A 23,016-nucleotide genomic window follows, 5' to 3' on the forward strand; every position below is an offset into this window, starting at 1 on the left:
AAGGGCCGATTACTATTAAAGCCTATGGTTCTGCGCCCGCCACGATCTGACTGTGAACAGATGTCACTGGGGAACGATCCGGCACCCGCGCCGGACATGATTTGCAGCAACCATCGCTAGCGGTTCAGCGTTAATATCTGCCCGCTCCCGTTCACATTCTTGAGGATGATCCAGGCATGTCCACACCCGACACTTCCCTGCAAGACACCGCCGCGCCTGACGGCGTTTGTTACGGCTGCGGCGGCAGCAATCCACACGGGCTGCACATCAAGAGCTTCTGGCATGAAGACGGCGAGCATGTCATTGCCGAGCATATGCCGGAAGCCAAGTATTGTGGTTGGCCGGATCTGGTTTACGGTGGTTTGATCGCGATGCTGGTTGATTGCCATTCCAACTGGACGGCGATGGCCTATCACTACCGCATGGAAAACCGCGAAGTCGCCAGCCTACCGCGCATCAACTGCGTCACTGGCAACCTGGGCATCAAGTTCATCAAGCCGACGCCGATGGGCGTACCGCTGACCCTGCGTGCGAAAGTGGAAGGCGAAGTGGGACGCAAAACCCGCGTCGTCTGCGAAGTCTATGCCGGGGATGTGCTGACGGCGGTCGGGGACTCCATTTTTGTGCGCGTCGATGCCGGGCAACTGGCGGCGGTTGCTCATGGTCGATAGGCAGCAACCTTCTTCAGAAGCCCGAACGATTTACGTTGGGCTGATACGCAAAATGGCAAGGCTCGATAAAATCGGGCCTTGCCATTCACTTTTGTCGGGCCCGCCCCTTACAGGTCGGTGATTTCCTTATGGCGTGGCACCAGCAGTTTCATCACGCTCCAGGCCACCAGATAAGCCACCGCACAGATGGCGAACATGATCATGTAGCCGGTGTGAATGTCGTTGATCGATTTGTAATAGTCGAACACCCAGCCGCCGACTTTGGTCATTGCCACGCCGCCCAAGCCGCCCGCCAATCCGCCAATGCCGACCACCGATGCGATGGATTTTTGCGGGAACATGTCGGACACGGTGGTGAAGATGTTGCACGACCACGCCTGATGCGCCGACGCGCCTACGCCGATCAACAGCACCGGCACCCAGAAGCTGATGTATCCGAAGGGCTGCGCCAACAGTACCAGCAGCGGGAAGAAAGCGATCACCAGCATGGCTTTCATACGACCGTCATACGGCGCGTCGCCGCGAGCCATGAAGTAGCTGGGGAACCAGCCGCCGCCGATGCTGCCCACCATGGTCATGCTGTACAACACGGCCAGCGGCCACACGATGGCCTGGCCTTTCATGCCGTATTGCGCTGACAGATACGTCGGAAGCCAGAACAGGAAGAACCACCACACGCCGTCAGTCATGAATTTGCCGAAGGCAAAAGCCCAGGTCTGGCGGTAGGTCAGCAACTTGAACCACGATACTTTCTTTTCGGCGACGTTCGGCGCCGGAGGATCGATCACCTGCGCATCACTGCGGATGTAGGCCAGCTCCTGCGCCGAGAGACGTTTTTGCTTTTCCGGTTTGTCGTACAGCGCAATCCACACGGCCACCCAGACGAAGCCCAGCATGCCGATCACGATGAACGCCGCTTCCCAACCCCACAGGCCGGCAATCAGCGGTACGCAGATCGGTGCCAGGATCGCGCCTACGTTGGCGCCGGAGTTGAAGATACCGGTGGCGAAGGAGCGTTCCTTCTTGGGGAAGTATTCGGCAGTGGCCTTGATCGCGATCGGGAAGTTACCCGCTTCGCCTATCGCCAACACGGCGCGGGAGAGCATGAAGCCTGCGATCGACACTGGGATGACAGCCAGTCCGAACGCGCCGCACACCGCTGCGATGCCCTCGCCCATCGGTACTGAAAAGGCATGCATCATGGCGCCGGTCGACCAGATACTGATCGCAATGATGTAGGCCTTCTTGGTCCCGATCTTGTCGACGAACCGACCAGCAAACAACATGGAAATCGCGTACACAAACTGGAAAACGGAAGCGATGTTGGCGTAGTCGCTGTTACTCCAGCCAAATTGCGTCGACAAATCCGGTGCCAGCAGGCTGAGCACCTGGCGGTCCAGGTAGTTGACGGTGGTAGCAAAAAACAGCAGCGCGCAGATCGTCCAGCGGTATTTACCGACAGCCTGGCCGACACGTTGCGCATTGATGGGCTCGTTCAGATTCATGGCATCACTTTATTATTGGATTATGGTGATGATCTCTCGGTTTCAAGCGAGATCACTTCTTACGCGCAGCACGCCGCTCTGCGGCTCGCGTCAGACGAGTAGCACGTGCAAGCAGGGGGTTGGCGGAGCTGCCGCAGACAATGCGCACGGGCAGGCAGTCAGGACCGGACCATAAGAAGCGGGATGCAGGGAGGCGAGAAAGCGGATTGAGTTCATGATGGGACCCGGTTTTTGTTTTTAGGGGTGTAACATCGTATGTCGTCGTACAACTGCGCCTTTTATAGCGAGTCCCCTACCCGGCTGTCAATCTGGAAAATTGCCGTTCGTCTCGCCGTTCACCCCTCGCTGAAGATTCGCTATCGGCCAAACACGCGGGGCGAAGCAGTCCGACAGCCTTTAGTCCGGGCGAAATTGCCAGCAGATTTTTAATTTCAGATAGTCGTACGACAACACATGTCGAACGCAAAGATCGCCGGTCTCGAAGAACCGGCTCAGAAGAGTGTCATTTGACCAGCCGCGTTTCCTTGGACGGCCTGTAACCGAAATACGAGCTATAGCACTTGCTGAAATGGCTCGGCGACACAAACCCACAGGCCACCAGCACATCCACCTGGGACAGCTCCGTGTGCTGGAGCAGTCGACGCGCCTCGGTAATCCGCAGCTCCATGTAATAACGCTGCGGCGTGGTGCCGAGTTGCTCCTTGAACAAACGCTCGAGTTGCCGACGAGAACGACCTGCATAGACGGCCAGTTGTTCCAGCTCCAGCGGTTCTTCGAGGTTGGCGTCCATCAGCTTCACCACCTCGCGCAAGGGAGCGCTCACACAGACGTTCTCCGTCGGTTTGATGCGCCGGTAGCGGGACTCTTCGAACGCGAGGATGTCCTCAATACCCTCGACCAGCGCCTTGTCGTGCAGGCCCTTGATCCAGTCCAACGCCATGTGGAAGGCACCTGACGGGCTGGACGCCGTTAGCCGGTCCCGGTCGATGACAAAGGGCTCGCTGGTGACGTGCGTGGCCTTGGCAATTTCCGCGAGCGCGGGGCGATGTTCGGGGTGAATCGCGCAACGATAACCGTCGAGCAACCCGGCGATCCCGAGGAACCATGCGCCATTCCACAATCCCGCCAGGCTCACGCCCTGGTCGGAGGCCGCTCGCAACAGACTGATCAACTCGTCAGTCGCCTTCAGCTCGGTTCGGTAGCCACCGCAAATGACCAGCAGATCGAGGTCATGAATCACCGAGCAGTCGATGCGCGCATCCGGCCGAATGACCAGCCCCAGATCGCTGACCACTTCCCCGTCGTTCAAGCCGAAGGTGCGGGACGAAAACAGTTTGGGGCGTAGCAGATTCGCGGTGACGATTGTATCCAGCGCCTGGGTAAAAGCAGGCAGCGAGAAATGTTCGAGCAGCAAAAAGCCTGTTCGCGTCATTTGAACAGGCTCGTTGGGGTTGTCGTTCAGATAGCGGAGATTTTTCCCCTTCATGCCTCCGCTAAATTGGCGTCGTTCGATCAATGTTTTTGGCACTCGGTTGCGTGAACGGACAGGAGTCTGGTGCATCAGGATATCGCAAAACCGTCCACGCTCCTCCCATCGGTTCCTCTGGGGACCGCGCCATGATTCGTACCTTCGATTCGCGACTTCTACAGTGACAGCCTGTCGCCGATCAAAAACGAATGGAACCCGGCGCGTCATCGCGTTTTCGAAACGTTATCAGCGCCGATCCTTGATCTGGCAAGGCGCCATTGGAGAGGAAACCCCGATGAACAGTAGAGTGCTGTTTCTGATCGCCGGCCTCAGTCCGGCCTTGGCTTTCGCTGAAGGCTGCGACGTCCTGACCCGCTCCCAAAGCCCTTCCGTGCCCGTGGTCGAAACCCATAGTTGCTATGAGTATGAAGGCATGCCGGTCAATTCCATCGATTGGTCATGCAGTAATGAAAGCAAGGAAATGATGACCAGCACCAAGAAAAAGGTGAAACAGTGCGACGGTCATTATCAGGCCACTTGCATTGCGACCTTGACTCAGGAGTCGCTGGCCAATCCTCACTCCACCAGTAAGGACAAGAACGCCAAGTCGCTCAACATTCCAGACAATGCCCAAGTGACCACGTATTACTACGACGCCGAACACTTGAGCCAGCTGAAGATTGATTGCGAGTCGGGTGGCGGACACTGGAAAGCGAAGTGATTAGCCAGGCTTAATTTGGCAGTCAAACACTTAACCTGCCAATTCGCAGCAGGACCTTTAACAAACACGGGCGACAAGCTCACAAAACATTGTTGCGTCGCGACAATATACAGGCGTCACTTAAGTGACTATAACCCGCTATACTCCAGCCAGCCGACGCCTTACCGGGAACGTTCCCGACTCTTATAATGCGAGAATAATTCACACGTAGCGACGAATGGTATTAAATAATAAAAAAGCCTATACAAATCATAATGTTAAATTAAACATAACAAACAACCAGACTCTTGCTTAAATTGTAAAAAACTAGAAAAGACCGACCACCCATATAAAAGTTTCAAACTTTTTCCATCTGATAAAAAAATACATTTAACACTTTTAAATACTGTTCTCGGATGCTAATAATTCGGACGATTCCGGGTTCCAGGCAACAAACTTATTGACCTGAAGTGAACATCTACTCACCTCTCACGCCGATGACCCGACCTTAATTAAATTCAAAACGCTAGCTTGCCCAAGTTCCAATAAAACCTGGGCCGCTGTTGTGTTACGCACTAAAACTGCGCAAGGAAGGCATCATCGCTCGCCATAAGATTAAAATCCTTTCGATCTTCGGAACCCGTCCAGAAGCCATCAAAATGGCACCGTTAGTCAGAGCCCTCGCCGAAGAACCGGGAATTGATTCGCGGATCTGCGTCACTGGCCAGCATCAAAGCATGCTGAAACAGGTGTTGGATCTGTTCGATATCAAGGCTGATTACACCCTTGATGTGATGACGCAACACCAGACGCTCAACTCGCTGACTGCGGCGTTATACGCAGCAATTGACCCGGTGCTGGAAATGACCCGCCCGGACCGGGTGCTGGTGCATGGCGATACCACCTCGGCCATGGTCGCCGCGATGGCAGCTTTTCATCGACGCATTCCGGTCGGCCACGTGGAGGCCGGGCTGCGAACCGGGGATATCTACAGCCCGTGGCCGGAAGAAATGAACCGTCGCTGCATCGACCTGGGTGCGGACATGCTGTTCGCGCCGACCCATGAGTCGCGCCAGAACCTGCTCGATGAACGCCTGCAGGGCCGCACCTTCGTGACCGGCAATACGGTGATCGATGCGTTGCAGATGACCGCACGGCGCATCGAGCAGGACGCTGACTTGCGGGCCAGTCTGGACCAGCAATTCTCGTTTCTGCAAAGCGGCCGCAAGGTGCTGCTGGTCACCGGGCATCGTCGGGAAAACTTCGGCGAAGGCTTCCTGCATATCTGCAAGGCCCTGAGTCATCTGGCCCGGCGCGCGGATATCCAGATCGTCTATCCGGTGCATTTGAACCCCAATGTCATCGGCCCGGTCACCGAGCAACTGGGCGATCTGCCCAACGTGCACCTGATCAAGCCGCTGGATTACCTGACCTTCGTGCGCCTGATGCAACGGGCCCATGTGATCCTCACTGATTCCGGTGGCGTGCAGGAAGAAGCGCCGTCACTGGGCAAGCCGGTGCTGGTCATGCGTGATGTAACGGAACGTCCGGAAGCGGTCGCAGCGGGCACTGTGCGCTTGGTTGGCACCGCACCGGACTCGATTATCGCCGGTGTCAACGCGCTGTTTGATGACGAACTGCTGTGGCGTCGCTGCGCCCAGGCGGCCAACCCGTATGGCGATGGAAAGGCCAGCGCGCGCATCGTCGACGCCCTGATGGGTCGCGCGGTCGATGACTTCGTCGTGGCACGCACGCTGCCCAGGTTCCTGCAACACCCGACAGCGGCTGCCGTGCGCGAGGAACCCGGGAAAAATCTCTCGGCCTCCACCTCTCTATAAACCAAAACCGCTCCTCCCCCTATCTGCTCGAGATCTGCCTGAATGAAGTCTTCCGTTGCCATCCATACGGGTGCGCTCAGCGCCCTTGCCTGTGGCGTGAGCCTGCTCGCGCTCATGCCGACCTTTGCCCTGGCCGCGGACAGCCCGCTCACCCAGGCGATCAACCGGCTCAACGCCGACACTCGCCAGGAGCGTGAGGTGCGCTTGAGCGATCTGGGGATCGACGCGCCGATCATTCTCGGCTCCACCGATGCCCGTCGCGAGCTCTATCTGCCGGTGCCGGCGGGTGTGCCGCTGACAGAGGCCACCCTGAATTTCGACGCCAGCTATCTCAATGGTGAAGGCGGCCGCAATACGCTGCTGCTCTCACTGGACGGTTATCCGGTGCGCGCCGAAGGGCTCAGCGAACCCCAGGGTGACGCCAGCGCCACGCTGGGCGTGGACAAGAAAGCGCGGGACAGCGGCTCGCTGCGTCTGGGCATTGCCTGGTCGTCCATCGTGTCCCGCGTGTTGTGCGAAGACGAACGCGCCATCGGCAACGTGCTGCGTATCGAACCGGACACGCGCCTCACCTACAGCTACGACGCCAGCCAGTTGCAGGACGTCGGCGCCGCGTGGACGGCACTGCCGGGCAAACCGGGAATCATGGTCGCGTCGGGCACCTTGTCCGCCGAAAGCTACGATGCGGCGTGGCGCCTCGGGGTAGCGCTGGAACGGATCGGCAAACACAGCCGCATCCTGCCCTTCCCTGCCATTCAAGACAGTATTGACCTGGGCAGCCTGCACATTCCGGCTGAGCTGCTGAGCATTCCAGCATTCGCCAGCCTCAACGGCAAAGGCCCGCACGCGCTGGCGGACGCTGCACAAATCGGCGCCCTCCTGATGTTGGGCCAGACGCCGAACGTCCAGGCGGACCTGGCCATCAACGACCCGCAACTGCTCACGGCCGTCAATGCATCTCTGGACGCGCTGCACAGCCAGATTCAAGGTCTCGACGCCACAGCCGCCAACGCGCTGGTACAGTGGCGTGAACGGCATATCAATGCAGGCCTGGCCGCCACCGGTACTGACAACGTGCGCCTGGCACTACTCGGCACACGTCCGGTGCTGATGATCGCGCCGCAAGCCACCGGCAAGGCCCTGGCCTTGTTCAGTTCGGCCTGGAACACCTTGGCGCGCAGCCGCCAATTGACGGTCAGCGAAGCGCAGTTGCCATTGAGCGCCGACGGCCGCGTGGCCTTGTCCCGCCTGGGCGGTAATCCTGGCGCCATCGACGTGCTGGCCAAATCCGACTGGAGTACTTCGTTTCCTCTCGGCAGCGTGGCCTATGACGGCCGCTTGCCAGTCAAGGCAGTGATCGATGTGTCTGCCGCGCCCGGCGCCTCGGACACTGCACCGGTAGCCTCGCTGTTTCTCAATGATTATCTGATTGGCGCGCAACAGCTCGTGGCCAACGGTGAAATGCAGCGCATCGAAGCGCGTATCCCGCGTTATGCGGTGGGTGCAACGAATGTCTTGCGCGTGTCGTTCCAGCGCCAGCCCGTGAGTGATCGCTGCCTGGAAACGCCACAAGCCTTCCCGGTCTCGGTGCTGCCGACCAGCCACATCGTGCTGGACAAGACGGCCCTGGGTGATGACTTCTCCGGCATGGCCGCGCGCTTTGCCATGGACACGCAAATCCTCGTCCCCCAGACCTACCTCGACCACCCGGCAAGCAGCTTGCCGCAAGTGATTTCGGTGGCTGACGGCGCCGGGGTTTCGCCGCTGCGGGCACAACTGAAAGTCAGTGCCGATCCAAAGATTTCGGTCACACCGGATAAAGCCTTCCTCGCCTTCGAGCTGCCGATCAAGGACAGCAAGGAATCGGTACAAGCGGATGAGCAGGGTCGCCTGCGCATCAATCACAAGGATCAGGTGTTGCTGGACGTGCATCCCCTGAACCACCTGGCCTCGTTGCAAGTAGTGAATGCCGGCGGACAGCACGGTCTGGTCTATCGACCGCTGGGCACTGACGCGCCACGCTTCGCCAAACAGATTCTGCTGACCCGAGGCGACGTGGCGATCCTCGGTGACAACGGTGCACTGAACACCTTCGACACCCAGGACCCGAGCGGCACTCAATTGATCGACAACAATGAACCCAAGGGCCTCGACGCCTGGCGCACGCCGTCGCTGTTGTGGCTGATCCCGGGTGGCATCCTGTTGGTTCTCATCCTGTTGCTGGCTGGCCGAAACGCCCGTCGCAATCGCCAGTAACGGAACCCTTCGATGACGTCGCTTTATTGGCCCTACTGGCTGGCCCACTACTACAGCTTCCTGGAAATCTCGACCATCGTGGTCGCGGTGCTGATCCTGATCTCCAGCCTGGACGATCTGTTCATTGACCTGTGGTACTGGTCTCGTCGCCTGTTCCGCAAGTTCACCGTGGACCGAAAATACCGGCCGCTGACCGCCGAGCAATTGATGGCGCGAGATGAACAGCCGCTGGCAATCATGGTCCCTGCCTGGTTGGAATACGACGTCATCGCGCCGATGATCGAGAACATGGTGTCGACCCTGGATTACCAGAACTATGTGGTCTTCGTCGGCACCTACATCAACGACCAGCGCACCATCGATGAAGTGGAACGCATGCGTCGGCGCTACAAGCAACTGCATCGAGTGGAAGTCCCGCATGCCGGGCCAACCTGCAAGGCCGACTGTCTGAACTGGGTGATCCAGGCGATATTCCTGCACGAGAAAACCCACGGCATGACTTTCGCTGGCGTGGTTCTGCACGACAGCGAAGACGTGCTGCACCCAATGGAATTGCGCCTGTTCAACTACTTGCTGCCGCGCAAGGACATGATCCAGTTACCCGTGGTGTCACTGGAGCGCAACTGGTACGAATGGGTGGCCGGCACCTACATGGACGAATTCGCCGAATGGCACGGCAAGGATCTGGTGGTGCGTGAAAGCATGACCGATACCGTACCGTCCGCCGGGGTCGGCACCTGTTTCTCCCATCGCGCCCTGCGAGTGCTGGCCGGGGAAACCCAGAACCAGCCATTCAACACCGACAGTCTCACCGAGGACTACGACGTCGGCGCGCGCCTGGCCAAGGTTGGCATGAACGCGATCTTCGTGCGTTTCCCGGTGCAGTTTCGCGTGTTGCGCAAATCCTGGTTTCGCAAGCCTTACGAATCGACCCTGAAGATGCCGTTGTGCGTGCGCGAATTCTTTCCCGATACCTTTCGCACCGCGTTCCGCCAGAAAGCTCGCTGGACGCTGGGCATCGGCCTGCAAGGCTGGGAACAAATGGGCTGGAACGGTTCGCTGGCCAACCGCTATTTGCTGTTCCGTGACCGCAAAGGCGTGGTGACCGCGTTCGTCAGCATCATCGCCTACGTGATTCTGGTGCAACTGCTGGGCTTGATCATCCTGCGCCAGAGCGGTCTGTGGGACGTGAGTTTCCCGACGCCGTTCGAGACCAACGGTTTCATCAAATACCTGCTGCTGGCCAACGGTATCGCGCTGGCCTGGCGTATCGCCCACCGCTGCTATTTCACCACCGTACTGTATGGCTGGCAGCATGGCTTGCTGTCGATCCCGCGCATGGTCGTGGGCAACTTCGTCAACTTCATGGCCGCATCAAGGGCCTGGCGCATGTTCATCGTCGGCAAAGTGCTGAACCGCAAGCTGGTGTGGGACAAGACCATGCACGACTTTCCGTCCACCGACCTGGTCGCGGCCGCACCGCGCAAGCTGGGCAGCGTGTTGCTGTCCTGGCAGGCGATCAACGAAACCGACCTGCAAAGTGCCCTCATCGAACAGAAAACCCGGCACATGCCATTGGGGCGAATTTTGCTCAGCAACGGTTGGCTGGATGACGAGACACTGGCGGAAGCCATCGCCTTCCAGAACGACCTGCCGCGGGTATTCGATGTGGCTGCCAAGGCGCAGTTGTCGACCCTGACCCTGGACGATGAATTCGCTTTGCGTTGGCGCGTCGTGCCGCTTGGCTTGAATGCCGACGGCCGCGCACAAGTTGCCGTGGCCAGCCCGTTGCCGACCGCCGGCCTGCAACAAGTCAGCGAGGTCTTGGGTAGCGAACCGGTGCAGCTGATTGCCCGGGAAAGCGAAATCGTTGCCCAGTTGCGTCAATTGAGCGTGCGCGATGGCCAAGCCGTGCCGGATGCCCGCGCGCCACTGTTGGGTGACCTGCTGATCGAAATGGGCCTGCTGAATCGCGACGAGTTCAACCGCGCCATGTTGCAGTACCGCCCGCAGCGTCACGGACGCATCGGCGACTATCTGGTCGACAGCGGCGTGCTGCCCCGCTCCACCATCGAAAAGGCCGTGGCCCGTCAGCACAGCCACTACCCTGCGGAGCTTCCGGCATGAACCGCCCCTTGCTGACCCTCATGGCCACGGGGCTGAGCCTGCTGCCCGTGTTTGTGCACGGCGAAACATTGCCGCTGCCGTTGACCGGTCCGGCCTATGTCACCGCCAACGAGGCGTACAGTGCCTACGAGCGCAAAGACTATGACCTGGCCATCGCCAAGGCCCGCGAAGCATTGCGTCAGCGCGCCGAGATCACGCGCTTGAATACGCTGATTGCGTTGGCTGAGCGCGACAAGGAATTGCGTGACCATCCCAAGCGCTATCCGCAGTCCCGTCAGGCCCCTGGCTTCGGGGCCGCGACAAAGGCCTTCAAGGCCTATGATCGCGATGACTTCGGCGCGGCGGCTCAAGCTTCACGTATTGCAATCGCTCAGGCACCCAAACGCATGGATTATCGGCTGCTGCTGATCGAGTCGTTGCAGCGCCAACAGAATTTGCAGGAAGCGGATCAGGCGACGTCTCAGGCGCTGGCCGTGTTCCCGGACGACGATACGTTGCTGATGCGCCGCGAAGCGATTCGTCGGCAACTGGCCGCGCCACTGGCGGTTGCGGGCTATCGCGCCCTCGAGCAAGGCCATGTGCCGCTGGCCGTGGACCAGGCCAGAAAAGCCGTGGCCTGGGCGCCGGAAATCGGCGCGCATCAGCAACTGCTGATCAGTGCCCTGCTCGCCGCCAGCGACTACCGCGGCGCCGAGCTTGCCGCATCAGGCGCATTGGCCCAGGACGACGGGGAAATTGCACCGTGGATTTTGCGCAGCTACGCCCTTGATCGACAGGGCAAAACGCAGGCGGCCCAGGCAGACCTGAATCATGCCCTGGCTATCGATGGCCTGCTGGCAACAGAAACCCGTGACATTCGTTTCTTCGCCGCCGACACCGCACTGGCCCATGGCGAGCCGCAACAAGCGCTCGATCATCTGCAGCCACTGGCCGACGATGAAAGCGGCGAAGTGGCCCGCCGACGCACCGCCGCTCGCATGGCGCTACGACAGAAAGACAACGGCTCGAATGCAGTGACCCGCTTTCCGGCACCGGCGTTGAACTGTCAGGAAACCGCGTTCGGCCTGGTCTGCGATATCTGGCCTGGCAATCAGCGCGACGGCGGCACCGAGATGGCCGGTCAGGCCTACGCGGCGCTGGCCCGCAAAGACCCGGCAACAGCGGGTGCACTGGCGACTGAAGCCATTCGCCGGGCGCCGCAGAATCCAGCTTACCGACGTCTGCTGGTCAGCGCCTTGGGCGAGCAGAAACGTGTACCCGAAGCCATCGCGGCGGCCAGCGAAGGTCTGAAAATCACCGGCGATGACGCTCGGCTGCTGGCCCAACGCGGTCGCCTGCGTCAACAGTCGGGTGACGATTCCGGTGCACGCCAGGACTTTACTCAGGCCTTGGCAATGGGCAGTTTGCCCGCTTACGAAGAGGCCAGCCTGTATGCCGCCATCGGCCAGCGCCGGACTGCGCGCGAACGATTGCAACAAGCGCGCGACACCGGAGAACTGGAGTCGATGAGCGATTTGCAGATCGCTTATCTGTCGGTCCAGGCCGGCGATGATGACGGTGCCCACGCGTCATTTCGTCAATCCGATGCAGTCACCCCACTCACGCCGACAGCCACTCAGGACGCGGCCTATAACGCCATCCGGGTCAATGACGACGCGCAAGCCGTGGCCTACTTCAAACGCGTCATCGATGCGCAAGCGTCCGGTGACCTGGACATGCCTGCGCAACAGCTGTTCGACACCCGCCGCACGGTGGGCGATGTATCGCGCAGAGTCGGCTTGACCAGCACCACCAGCTATCGCGGCAACAATTCCAGCAGTGGCCTGAGTTCGGCGCCCGGCAGCGGCAGTAGCAGCAATGACAGCCTGCAAAACAGCACCGAACTGTCCTGGCGTGCCTTGGGGTATCGCAACGCTCGCTTTGTCGAACTCTACGGCCGCATCACTGACACGCTGTGGAGCAAGAACGGCGATTCGGATACCGGTTTCGATGCGCTGCAAGGCGCCGTCGGAATCCGGGTCAAACCGTTCACGTCGCTGAACGTGATGGCCGCCTTCGAGCGCACATTCCCCTTGGGATCGTCAGACGTCGACGGTGACTGGCTGGTGCGCCTGGGGTATGGCTCAAGCGTCGGCACCGATCTGCGGGTCGATGCTTCCAGTTGGTGGACCTCGCAGTTGTTCGCTGAAGCCGGTCATTACATCAACGACTCGCGGGACTATTTCAACAGCGAATGGCAGGTCGGTCGCAGCTACGCCATTGGCGGCGCGGGCTCGCGCTGGGTCACCTTCCCCCATGTGGTGGCCGCTTTCGACTACGACTCGAAAATGAACAGCGGGACCGATGCCGATGGCCGCACCGAATCATCGTCCGGCAAGGCCGGAGGCGTGGGTGTCGGCAATAACGTCCGCTACTGGTTCCGCGAGGACGCGTACAACGCGCCCCGCTCCTACGTGGATTTTTCCTTGCAGTACCGCGTGAAGGTGCTGGGCGATGACCGCGCTCAAGGCGTATTCGGTCGCCTGACTTATTCCTATTGAGGACTTGTATGAACGTTCGAATCTGTTTGTGGCTGGGCCTTGCCCTCCTCCCGTCGTGGGCCCAGGCCGCCCCCGACATTGCCCGGTTGTACGCACCCGCATTGCCCGAGGGTTCGGCGTGGCTGCGGGTGGTCAATCCATCCGACACGGCCATGCAGGTTCAGGTAGGCCAAGGCATGAGCGTCGCACTTTCCGCCCAGAGTGCGGTGGCCAGTCCCTTTCAGGTCGTCGACTCGCGACAGCCGTTGCAAGTCACCGTCAATGGTCGCGTGATCCAGGGCTTGAGCGCACCAAAAAGTGCGTGGGTCACGCTGATTCTCGACAGCGACCCGGCACGTGCACCTCGCCTGGTGATCGACCCGCCCTTGCGCGGTAAAGACCTGCGCGCCGAACTCAACGTGTACAATCTGGGCAGCGGTTGCGAAAAGGCCAACGTCCAATTGGCCAATGGCGCCACGGTGTTCAGCCAGGTGCCGTTCAACGGTCAGGCCCAGCGCACGATCAACCCGGTGCAGGCGACGCTGGTTGCCAGCTGCAACGAGCACAGAAGCCTGCCGTTGAAGCTGGAACCCTTCAAGGCCGGCGACCGTTACAGCCTGTTCCTGATCGGCTCCGGCCAGGCGCCACGATTGATTGGCCTTGTGGACCAGACCGCGCCATGACCTCTCCTTTTAAACACGTTCGCTTGACCCCGCGCCTGGCGGTTTCCACCCTGATTGCGGGTCTGTTGCTGAGCCTCTCGAGCACCGCCGTCCAAGCGGCTTCGGCAGTGATCACGGGCGACGGCGGGTGGCTGTTCCCGGCCTGGGAAAGCCTGAGCAAGGTCGACAACACCGGCACTGCCCGCAATGTTGTGCTGATCAAAGAATTGCAGCAGCAACTCGAACGCGAACACATCGGGCTGATCGTGCTGGTTGTGCCGATGAAAGCGCCGTTCTATGCCCAGCGCCTGCCCGTCGATCAGCCGATCAGCGCGGCAGTGATGCAGCGTTACGAGCACCTGCAAAGTGACCTGACTCGCGCCGGACTGAGTACGCTGAACATCAAGCCCATCCTGCAAAGGACCGAGCAAGGCAAACAAACGGCGTTTTACCGCGCCGACTATCACTGGACCGCCTGGAGCGCCGAAAACACCGCCGACGCCACCGCGCAACTGATTACCGGGCGCTACCGGCTGCAAGGCGAGCCCGGTGGTGGCGCGGCGCTGGGTCCTTGGTTCGACCGCCGCGCGTTCGGCGATCTGGCGAGCAATTTTCTGCCGGCGATCAAACGCAAGGCGATTGGCCGCGACCTCTACACCGTTCGCCATCAGGCAGAAAACGACTTGCTGATCGATGACGCGCCGGCACCGGTGCAAGTCATCGGCAACAGCTTTGTCCAGCCTTACCTGGGTTTTACCCAGAAGCTCTCCAATGCGCTGGACCGCCCCGTCGCGTTGACGTGGAACCCCGGCGATGTCGGCCCGTGGGCTACGCTGCTGCAATACCTGGAGTCGGCGGATTTTGCCCAACACAAGCCGCAAGTGATCGTCTGGCAATTCAATGAGGGGCAGTTTCATCTTGGCCCGGATGCGACTGCCAACTGGAGCGCCAAGGGCGTCACCTCGCTGAGCCAATGGCATCAACGCATCAACAAGGCACTGCCGTGAATATTTTTGGCTATACCGCCCGCCGCGCCAGCGTGGCAGCGCTGTTGTTTGCCGTCACCCTCAGCGCAGGAACCAGCATGCTCTACATGACAAACAAGCCCCTGAACCCGGGGATTGTCGGCATCGTCTGGCAGCCGGACAACAGAACGGTCGGCATCAACGGTCACTGGGAAAAACTCGGTGCTCGTGAACTGCTGGTGCAATGGACCGTCGTTGACGACCAGGCCTTCATCCCCGGCACCGGCCTGCCCGGTGTGCCGGTGCTGCCCGACTGGGTGCGCATCGCCAAGGCGCCCTGGGCGCAGGATGTGATCCTCGGGCTGGCGGGTTACTTCAGCGAAAATCGCTCGCGGGACAACATCGAGCAACTGGCTAAAGTCTCGGAACGCATCGCCAAACTGCCTACACCGCTCCACGTCACCGGCTGGTATTTTCCTGCCGAAGTCGACCCCAGCTGGACCCGTGCCAAAGAGTTGCCCGCCCTGCTTGCCAAACTGCCGCGACCGTTGTGGATCAGCGTTTACGACGGCGCCAATATCGGCCCCGTCGCCACGGCCGAATGGCTCAAACAGTGGCTGCCGAATGACATTGGCGTGTTTTTCCAGGATGGCGTCGGTGTCTACGCCCGCACCGCGCCGGTCGCCCGAACCTACGCCGACGCCTTGCGCCAGCGTCTGGGCAAAGACCGTGTGCGGATCATCGTCGAAGCCTTCCGCCCCAATTTCGGTGGCGGATTCCGCTCCGCCACCGCCGCCGAGCTCAAACCGCAGTTGGCCGCCTATGACGGCTATCCGCTCTACCTGTTCGACGGACCACACTACGTGACGCCTGAATTGGTGGAGCAACTCGGGCGATAACGAAGAACGTGCGCAAGTGGTCACTCCCAGCGTCAATCCACCACGAACAACCTGGCACCCAGGGGGCTGGAAGATCGATGCCCCTCTGCATTGCTACCCACCTGATAGCTCATCCCGGCGGTGAGTGTGAACAGGCGACCATCCTCCAGTTCCGTGTGCAACTCGCCTTCCAGGCACAACAGGATATGACCCCTCCAGCACCAGTGATCGGCCAGATAGCCGGGACTGTATTCGACCATCCGCACGCGCGTCGAACCAAACTGGCACGTTCGCCAAGAGGCGGTACCGGTTTGTCCAGCATGCTGGACTGGTTCGACCGTCGACCAATCAGTCGTACCAAAGGGAACAGCCGTGAGATCCATGGTTGCCTCATCAATGAAGAATGTCTGTGGACCGTAGCCATCCAGAGAGACTTGCGATAGACACAGATGCCTCGCATTTATGAGATACAGGCCTCCACTCAGGCATGAAGGTCTGGGGCGATCACTCTCGCATACACCGCTCGGTCAACATTCCCGCCAGACAGAATCACTCCGACCCTTTTGCCTTCCATGGTTTCACGCTCCTGAATAAGCGCCGCCAGGGCCGCCGCGCCTGCCCCTTCAGCGAGGTTGTGGGTATCGGTGTAATACACGCGCATGGCCTCGGCAATCTGGCCCTCGCTGACGGATACGATCCGCGCCGCCGCTGCCCCGTAGATAGCGAAGGCCTCGGGAACCGGCTTGCGTACGGCGAGGCCATCGGCAAAGGTATTCGCCGAGGCGGTTTCGCAGATTGCTCCCGCTTCGAACGATAGCTTGGCGCCTGCCGCCTCTGTGGAAACCACCCCCACCACTTGGGTTTTCAAGCCCAGTGCGTCGCGGGCGGCGATTACTCCACAAATCCCAGAGCCACAGCCAATCGGTACATAGACGGTGTCCAGGTCCGGCGCAGCCTTGAACAGTTCCAGCGCATAGGTGGCCACGCCTTTGACCAGCTCGGTGTGGAATGGCGGCACGAGGTACAGGTCATGCACTTTTGCCAGGCGTGCAGCCTCTTCACGGGCCTCATCGAAGTCGCGGCCATACTCGACCACTTCACCGCCGAAGCCGCGCATGGCATTGTTCTTTTCCAGCGAATTGCCTTCCGGCACTACGATCAACGCCCGCAAGCCCAGCGCGCTTGCGGCCAGCGCCAGGCTCTGGCCATGGTTGCCTCGGGTAGCGGAAACAATGCCCTTCACGTCCGGGTGCGCACGTTTGAGCCAGTGCATGAAGGTAATGCCGCCGCGCACCTTGAAAGCACCCGTAGGGGTGTGGTTTTCATGCTTGACCCACACTGTGCAACCCACACGCTCCGCCAACAAGGGCCAAGCGTACTGGGCGGTGGCGGGCATGACCTGGTACACATGGCGAGCCGCTTGTTCGATATCGTCGCGAGTCAGTCTGTTCATGAAGCAGCCTCCTGAGGTTTTGCCCAGTCTAGGCACCGCTGCACTGCGCTGGCTTTCAAAAAACTGACCTGACTTTTATGCCCGCTCTTCTCTACTATGGCGCTTATGAACCGTCGAAACCGCCTGCAGCCATCGCTCGTTCCTGAACCGGTCCGCCGTGCCGAGGCAGGGCCTTGGGCGATCGAACTGTTACCCGGTTGCGCCTACTCAGCCCGATATGTAGCGACCCACGCGGCGATCGGTTTTGCCTTCGACAGCCAGCGAGGCCTGCACGCGATCGGCAGCGACCGGGTGCACCCTTTCCTGGCCACGCCCAATAGCCTGGCGTTCGTCCCGGTCGGTTGCGACGTGCTGTCCGAATCATCCCAAGGCGGTGAGTACCTGCGGGTCATACATACCGAGGGTATGGAATGGATAGGTGATCATGCCTTCAACAATCGCATTGATCCGCAGGCCATTACCCTCGCGTTGCGAATGCGCAGCGCGCTGTTGCGTGCCTCGGTGGATGACGATTGGGAGGCCTGGGCACTTGCCTTGGCTCAACGGGCGAAGGGGCACGACGTGTCGTCGATACCGTTCCAGGGGTCTATCACCCACAGCCGAATGCGCCTGCTCGATGAATTTATCGACGCGGGCCTCGAGGGTCCGCTCAGTGTGCCGGCGATGGCAGGATTGCTTGAACTGTCCGAAGGCTATTTCATGCGCGCATTCAAAAACGCGACGGGCAAAAGCCCGCATAGCTACCTGATCGACCGACGCCTCGCCAAGGCCCGTGCCCGGCTGCGCGATTCAACAGCCAGCCTGCCGGAGATCGCCCTCTCCTGCGGTTTCAACTCCCAGGCGCACATGGCGACCGCCTTCAAGCAACGCCTTGGCGTGAGTCCGGCGCAGTTGCGTAAAGGTTGAAGGGGCGTTCAGGGTCAGGCCATCGGATGGCAGGCATTTGTAATGTACCGCGTAGCTCGGCAGAATCCCGTCCCGATCCGGCCAAAGGTGGCGGGCGCTCGTAACGAAAAGAGGCTGCAGTTGAACGAACAGACATTGTCCATGCGCCTGGAGCACGTGGCGGCGCATGTGCCAGCAGGTGCGCGCCTGGCCGATATCGGCTCGGATCACGGCTACCTGCCGGTGGCGTTGATGCGCCGTGGCGCCATCACCGCGGCGGTGGCCGGCGAAGTGGCAGAGACGCCGTTCCGCTCTGCCGAACGCACCGTGCGCGAGAACGACCTGGACCAGTGGATCACCGTGCGCCGGGCCGATGGCCTGGCAGCGATCGAGCCGAGAGACGGGATCACGGCGATCAGTATCTGCGGCATGGGCGGCGAGACGATCCGCGACATCCTCGACAATGGCAAAGCGCGTCTGAACGGCCAGGAGCGCCTGATCCTGCAGCCCAACGGCGGCGAGCAGCCACTGCGCCAATGGCTGATGGAAAATGCCTACCAAATCCTCGTCGAGGAGGTGCTGCGGGAAAACCGCTTCGACTACGAAATCATCGTCGCAGAGCGCACCGGGCCGGTGACGTACACCGCCGAAGAGTTGTATTTCGGCCCGCTGCAGATGCAGGCACGCAGCCCGGCGTTCCTGGACAAGTGGCAGCGCCTGCTGCGCCAGAAGCAAAAGACCCTGGCCCAGTTCACCCGGGCACGACAGGCCGTGCCCATGGAGAAGGCGCAGGACATTGCCCGGCAGGCCCGGTGGATCACCGAACTGCTGGCTTGAGCCCGCATGCCAGCCTGAGTCATTTGCCACCCATTAGCCGAATAGCATCCGTGAACAACGTGATGGGTTTACACCGCCAGCTCTCAACCGCAGCCAACCGTCTAAACTGATGAGTACACGACTGCAGACACTGCGAGTCGTCTGTTGCAGGAAAACGCCATGACCGGAAAAACAGCACGTCAATGCTCGTCATGGGCCCTGCACTCCCTGCTTGCCATCAATCTGGTGATGATGGCGGGATGCTCGGGAAAAAACTCCACAGTTCGGTATTCGGCTTCAAACATAGGCTCAAGCTGCTATGCCAAGGCATTGCCCACTTCCGGTGAGGGCGGCCTCGCTTGGGGGGATACCCTGGACATGGCGCGCCAGAAATCCATGAACAACTGCATTCGCTATGCGGGCCGCTCCGGTGGCACGCCGGATACCTGCCAGGTGGTGTTGGCCGAGTGCAGAAATTAGGCGCGTAGGGTAGCAAGAGCATTCTTCTCCCCCGCGCTTATCTGGTCAAAAAACAAAATTGCCATGTGTTTCCTTCGTTCTTCCCTACGTCGCAGTTCTTCACTGCCCATTCTGTTCGTCTGGAGTTTCTCAATGCCCTCGCCCAATTCCTTGCCCGCTGCGCTGCTGGGCCTGGCCTTTGTCTGTCCGGCCATGGCCGATGCCCAAGGCCTGGAACTTGGACAAGTGCTGATCAGGGCTGAGGACCAGAGCGGCGAAGACGCGTCGGTCGAAGACGCCGAGGCCCGACTTGCCGAAGTGCCTGGCGGCACCAATGTCGTCGACCTGCGCCGCCCCTTGCAGGGCCGCGTGGCCAGCAACCAGGATGTGTTGGCTTATCAGCCGGGAGTCTATGCCCAGTCTGCGGGCAACGAAGGGGTAAAAATCTCGATCCGCGGGTCGGGGATCAACCGTGCACTTGGCGCCCATGCCTCGGGGTTGTACACCCTGCTCGACGGTCTGCCCCTGACCGGCCCGGGTGGCACGCCCTATGAACTGCTGGAACCGCTGTGGCTCGACCACGTGGAGGTGCTGCGCGGCGCCAACGGTTTCGACCGGGGCGCCCTGGCCTTGGGCGGGGCGATCGATTACGTCAGCCACACCGGCTACAACGCACCGCTGTTACAGGTGCGTTATGCGATGGGCAGCCATGGTTATCAGCAGCGCCAGGTCAGCTCCGGGCAGGTACTGGGCGATTTCGACTACTACGTGGCCACGACCGATGCACGCTCCGACGGCTACCAGGACCACACGACCAGCGAGAGCCAGGGCGTCATCGCCAACTTCGGTTATCGCTTCAACCCGAACCTGGAAACGCGTTTCTATCTGCGCTATCGCCAGACCGACAACGAGCTCGCCGGACGGGTGACCAAGCACTCCATCGAGCACGACTCACGGGCAGCCAACCCCGCTTACGTGTCGCGCGATGACAGCCGTGAACAACCGGGCAGTACCTTCATCGGCAACAAGACCACTTACTATATCGATGACGATTCGAGCGTTCAGGCCGGTCTTGTCTACCACGACTATCCCATGGACTTGCGTGAAGGCCCCAACCGTCTGAAGGTCGCGTACACGGACGTCAGCGGCACGTTCGACTACAAGCGTCGCGACACACTCTGGGGCCTGGAAAGCCATAGCATGCTGGGACTTCGCGTGACCAAGCACCTGCCCAACGCGGGAGCCAGCGAATCGGTGCGCATCCCCACCGGCAACACCGCCCGCTACACGCCAGGCACACCCATTCGCAACTTCACCTATCAGGGCTCGGACACCGTCCTGCACATGGGCAACGACCTGGAGATTGCCGACGACCTGTGGCTGACGACCGGTCTCGCCGCTATCTACACGCGCCGTGAAAGTACCGTGACCTACCCGCAAGGGGGCGGCAAGACAAGCCTGAACGACTGGGACTACGCTCCTCGTTTAGGCCTGCGCTACCAACTGACACCTGACGTGCAAGTGTTCGGAAATCTCAGCCGCTCGGTCGAAGCGCCACACCCGTGGTCGCTGATCTATAGCTCCAACATTCGATTCCCGGCAGGCAGCGGCGTTGCCACAGGCGCTCAGCGCGATCCGATTAAGCTGCAAAACCAGACCGCGACCACCCTGGAAATCGGCGGCCGCGGCGACAGCGCGATGGGGCAATGGAGCCTGGCCTGGTACTTCGCCCAAGTGCGTCACGAATTGCTCTCGGTATTGCCGGATGCCAGCGCCACCACGCCTTACGAACTCAACGCCAGCCCCACCGTTCACCAGGGTGTGGAAGCCAGCCTGCAGAGCAACCTGTGGTCGCGGGACGATGGCGGCCAACTGAGCCTGCGCCAGAGCTATACCTTCAGCGACTTCCACTACCGCGACGACGACCGCTTCGGCGACAACCGTCTGCCGGGCCTGCCGATGCACTACTACCAGGGCGAGCTGCGCTACGACTGGCCGCAAGGCTTTTTCGCAGCGTTCAACACGCAGTGGGTGTCCAAAGTTGCGGTGGATTACGCCAACAGCTATTACGCCGATCCTTATGCCTTGTTCGGCGCCACCCTCGGTTACAACACACCCAAGGGCGACTGGCAGACCTGGCTGGACGTGCGCAACCTGACCGACAAGCACTACGCCGCCACCGTCACCCCGGGCTATGACGACAAAGGACTGGACGCAGCACGATCCACGCCGGGTGAAGGTTTGGGGGTGTATGTCGGGGTATCGTGGAGTTTGCTCTGAACGGGTTGAGGCAAACGAGTCTGACCATTGAGTCGATCAGTCCATCGGGATTGCCGTTACCGGATGACGCTCCAAACGATCACCCCAAAGTTCAGGAATTGCTCGAGCTGATGCAATGGTCTGAAGGACAGGTCTGGTGTCATCCGAGTGTCCGCCCCAAGGAAAAACACTCGCGGTCATGCAAGTCTGCAGCGGCTCCCCGGTAGTGGACGTCATGGAGGAACGGGTGAAGTTCACTCTGTTGGCCCGACGTATTAATCAGCGGTCGACTTGAACCTCAGGCACCTGCCTTTTGAAATACAAAACGCCCGATGTGATGCATCGGGCGTTGGGGTGAAACAGGTGCAGTAGTTGGCAGCAGCGGCTATCAGTTCTGCGCTTTGCTCATTTTGGTGAACAGTTCGGTCGGTACTTTCTTGCCGTTGGAGGTGAACTGGTTGGTGCGGAATTTGTAGACCTCGCCTTCGGAGAGGAAACCGTCGTTGTTGGTGTCCATCGCCTTGAACTCTTCAGCGCCTTGCGGGGCGACGGCAAGCAACTCTTTCAAAGAAACGCGGCCGTCGTGGTCGGTGTCAGTACGAGCGAAAGAAGCGTCGCCGCATTTGCCTTCACCGCACTTGCCTTCACCCGTCTTGGTGACCTTGGCGCCGGTTTCGCTGGCGCCGCACTTGCCTTCGCCACACTTGCCTTCGCTGGTCTTTTCCGCCGCGGCGAGTTGGTAGCCTTGAGGCAGTGCGTCAGCGGCGAAGGCGGACGAAGCAAGGTTCATGCTGCCAACCAGCGCGACAGCAATCAGGCCAATACGGGATTTGTTCGAGATATGGGACATGGTTATTTCTCCGGATACTGTACGCGGTAAGACCGCTTAGGGTCATGCCACTGGGGCGATAAGCCGTGGTGCGAGAGGCATTTGCTTTCTCGCTAAGGCCAGGCTATTTGACTGCAACCGTGTATCCCGGATGTATCCGGATCGAGGGGCATTTGTACACCAGCATCTGTACAGCGGGTCCGGATACACAGCGATACACAGGCCCCCGCTCTTTTTATCCTTGCGACTGGAAGTCCCCGAATAAACGCCTCGACCTGGCGCGTAGCGCACGGGCATTCAGCCTGTGCCTCCATTGTCTACGGGACCGCTAGCAGGATTTAACATGTCAATGAATCGATCGCGCCGGACCGTTTACTCGGGAATTTTTGCGCCACTTTCCTGCGGGCAAAACAAAACCCCTACCTGCATACGCAGATAGGGGTTTCGGAATTTAATCTTGACGATGACCTACTCTCACATGGGGAAACCCCACACTACCATCGGCGATGCATCGTTTCACTGCTGAGTTCGGGATGGGATCAGGTGGTTCCAATGCTCTATGGTCGTCAAGAAATTCGGTAGCCAGGTCGTGCGCCTTTTCAGGTTCACGCTCCAGCGAATGGGTATGCGATAGTTTGTGTGTTTGTTCTCGAACTTTCGGTTCGTTTCGTCTTCACACACCGCAATCTGGTGCTCTTTCGAGTCAGCAAATTGCTTGGGTGTTAT

General features: G+C 60.1%; 18 protein-coding genes, 1 rRNA gene and 1 pseudogene. 14 read left to right on the plus strand and 6 right to left on the minus strand.

Annotation, left to right across the window (positions count from 1 at the left end; genetic code table 11):
* Window positions 1-176: 176 nt before the first annotated feature.
* On the plus strand, window positions 177-671 hold the full coding sequence (locus ACM1ZW_RS27295) for a PaaI family thioesterase (protein WP_017339526.1): 495 nt from the start codon (window positions 177-179) through the stop codon (window positions 669-671).
* Between the two features lie 107 nt (window positions 672-778).
* Here ACM1ZW_RS27295 and ACM1ZW_RS27300 read toward each other — a convergent pair whose 3' ends face one another.
* Window positions 779-2,176: an MFS transporter gene (locus ACM1ZW_RS27300; protein ID WP_416739743.1), complete on the minus strand. Its 1,398-nt coding sequence runs from the start codon at window positions 2,174-2,176 to the stop codon at window positions 779-781.
* Window positions 2,177-2,678: 502 nt separating this feature from the next.
* Window positions 2,679-3,692: a GlxA family transcriptional regulator gene (locus tag ACM1ZW_RS27305; protein ID WP_416740852.1), complete on the minus strand. Its 1,014-nt coding sequence runs from the start codon at window positions 3,690-3,692 to the stop codon at window positions 2,679-2,681.
* A 247-nt stretch (window positions 3,693-3,939) separates the two neighbouring features.
* Here ACM1ZW_RS27305 and ACM1ZW_RS27310 point away from each other — a divergent pair, with 247 nt between their 5' ends.
* The 8 genes from ACM1ZW_RS27310 to ACM1ZW_RS27345 all read left to right on the plus strand — a co-directional run bounded on the left by ACM1ZW_RS27310 (window position 3,940) and on the right by ACM1ZW_RS27345 (window position 15,610).
* Complete coding sequence (locus ACM1ZW_RS27310) at window positions 3,940-4,365, plus strand: hypothetical protein (RefSeq protein ID WP_416739744.1); 426 nt, start codon at window positions 3,940-3,942, stop codon at window positions 4,363-4,365.
* A gap of 638 nt (window positions 4,366-5,003) precedes the next feature.
* The gene (gene wecB / locus ACM1ZW_RS27315; RefSeq protein WP_416739745.1) at window positions 5,004-6,182 is read left to right on the plus strand and encodes a non-hydrolyzing UDP-N-acetylglucosamine 2-epimerase; all 1,179 of its coding nucleotides are present in this window, start codon (window positions 5,004-5,006) and stop codon (window positions 6,180-6,182) included.
* A 42-nt stretch (window positions 6,183-6,224) separates the two neighbouring features.
* Window positions 6,225-8,438 carry a hypothetical protein gene (locus ACM1ZW_RS27320; RefSeq protein ID WP_416739746.1) on the plus strand — a complete coding sequence of 738 codons (2,214 nt, stop codon included), beginning with the start codon at window positions 6,225-6,227 and terminating at the stop codon, window positions 8,436-8,438.
* A gap of 12 nt (window positions 8,439-8,450) precedes the next feature.
* Window positions 8,451-10,565: a glycosyl transferase family protein gene (locus ACM1ZW_RS27325; protein WP_017339531.1), complete on the plus strand. Its 2,115-nt coding sequence runs from the start codon at window positions 8,451-8,453 to the stop codon at window positions 10,563-10,565.
* Window positions 10,562-13,105, plus strand: coding sequence for an NfrA family protein (locus tag ACM1ZW_RS27330; protein WP_416739747.1), 2,544 nt, complete (start codon window positions 10,562-10,564; stop codon window positions 13,103-13,105). The genes ACM1ZW_RS27325 and ACM1ZW_RS27330 overlap by 4 nt, the downstream gene beginning before the upstream one ends.
* An 8-nt stretch (window positions 13,106-13,113) precedes the next feature.
* Complete coding sequence (locus ACM1ZW_RS27335) at window positions 13,114-13,767, plus strand: alginate O-acetyltransferase AlgF (RefSeq protein WP_017339533.1); 654 nt, start codon at window positions 13,114-13,116, stop codon at window positions 13,765-13,767.
* Window positions 13,764-14,753 (plus strand): alginate O-acetyltransferase AlgX-related protein, encoded by a 990-nt coding sequence (locus tag ACM1ZW_RS27340; protein WP_416739748.1) that lies wholly within the window; start codon window positions 13,764-13,766, stop codon window positions 14,751-14,753. Before ACM1ZW_RS27335 ends, ACM1ZW_RS27340 begins: the two co-directional genes overlap by 4 nt.
* A gap of 77 nt (window positions 14,754-14,830) precedes the next feature.
* On the plus strand, window positions 14,831-15,610 hold the full coding sequence (locus ACM1ZW_RS27345; protein ID WP_414878478.1) for a hypothetical protein: 780 nt from the start codon (window positions 14,831-14,833) through the stop codon (window positions 15,608-15,610).
* A gap of 32 nt (window positions 15,611-15,642) precedes the next feature.
* Here the strand turns inward: ACM1ZW_RS27345 and ACM1ZW_RS27350 are convergent, their stop codons facing one another.
* Both ACM1ZW_RS27350 and ACM1ZW_RS27355 read right to left on the minus strand, forming a co-directional pair.
* Window positions 15,643-15,972, minus strand: a complete 330-nt coding sequence (locus ACM1ZW_RS27350) for a DHCW motif cupin fold protein (protein WP_414885292.1) — start codon at window positions 15,970-15,972, stop codon at window positions 15,643-15,645.
* Window positions 15,973-16,070: 98 nt separating this feature from the next.
* Window positions 16,071-17,042, minus strand: coding sequence for a threonine dehydratase (locus ACM1ZW_RS27355; RefSeq protein WP_414878417.1), 972 nt, complete (start codon window positions 17,040-17,042; stop codon window positions 16,071-16,073).
* A 96-nt stretch (window positions 17,043-17,138) separates the two neighbouring features.
* On the opposite strand from ACM1ZW_RS27355, the gene ACM1ZW_RS27360 reads away from it, so the two are divergent.
* The 5 genes and pseudogenes from ACM1ZW_RS27360 to ACM1ZW_RS27380 form a co-directional block, all read left to right on the plus strand.
* On the plus strand, window positions 17,139-17,948 hold the full coding sequence (locus tag ACM1ZW_RS27360) for a helix-turn-helix transcriptional regulator (RefSeq protein WP_416739749.1): 810 nt from the start codon (window positions 17,139-17,141) through the stop codon (window positions 17,946-17,948).
* Window positions 17,949-18,068: 120 nt separating this feature from the next.
* Window positions 18,069-18,764, plus strand: a complete 696-nt coding sequence (locus ACM1ZW_RS27365) for a tRNA (adenine(22)-N(1))-methyltransferase (RefSeq protein WP_416739750.1) — start codon at window positions 18,069-18,071, stop codon at window positions 18,762-18,764.
* Between the two features lie 159 nt (window positions 18,765-18,923).
* Window positions 18,924-19,223, plus strand: coding sequence for a hypothetical protein (locus tag ACM1ZW_RS27370; protein ID WP_416739751.1), 300 nt, complete (start codon window positions 18,924-18,926; stop codon window positions 19,221-19,223).
* A 132-nt stretch (window positions 19,224-19,355) separates the two neighbouring features.
* The gene (locus ACM1ZW_RS27375) at window positions 19,356-21,482 is read left to right on the plus strand and encodes a TonB-dependent receptor family protein (protein WP_416739752.1); all 2,127 of its coding nucleotides are present in this window, start codon (window positions 19,356-19,358) and stop codon (window positions 21,480-21,482) included.
* Between the two features lie 41 nt (window positions 21,483-21,523).
* Window positions 21,524-21,622 (plus strand): annotated as a pseudogene (locus ACM1ZW_RS27380) (arsenical resistance protein ArsH); the annotation flags it as partial.
* 227 nt (window positions 21,623-21,849) lie between these two features.
* Here ACM1ZW_RS27380 and ACM1ZW_RS27385 read toward each other — a convergent pair.
* Both ACM1ZW_RS27385 and rrf read right to left on the minus strand, forming a co-directional pair.
* On the minus strand, window positions 21,850-22,311 hold the full coding sequence (locus tag ACM1ZW_RS27385) for a hypothetical protein (protein WP_017339543.1): 462 nt from the start codon (window positions 22,309-22,311) through the stop codon (window positions 21,850-21,852).
* A gap of 434 nt (window positions 22,312-22,745) precedes the next feature.
* Window positions 22,746-22,861: ribosomal RNA gene (gene rrf, locus ACM1ZW_RS27390) — 5S ribosomal RNA — on the minus strand.
* Window positions 22,862-23,016: the final 155 nt, after the last annotated feature.

Origin of the sequence: Pseudomonas sp. NFX71 (genome assembly GCF_048079215.1) — a bacterium.
Taxonomy (GTDB): domain Bacteria; phylum Pseudomonadota; class Gammaproteobacteria; order Pseudomonadales; family Pseudomonadaceae; genus Aquipseudomonas; species Aquipseudomonas fluorescens_B.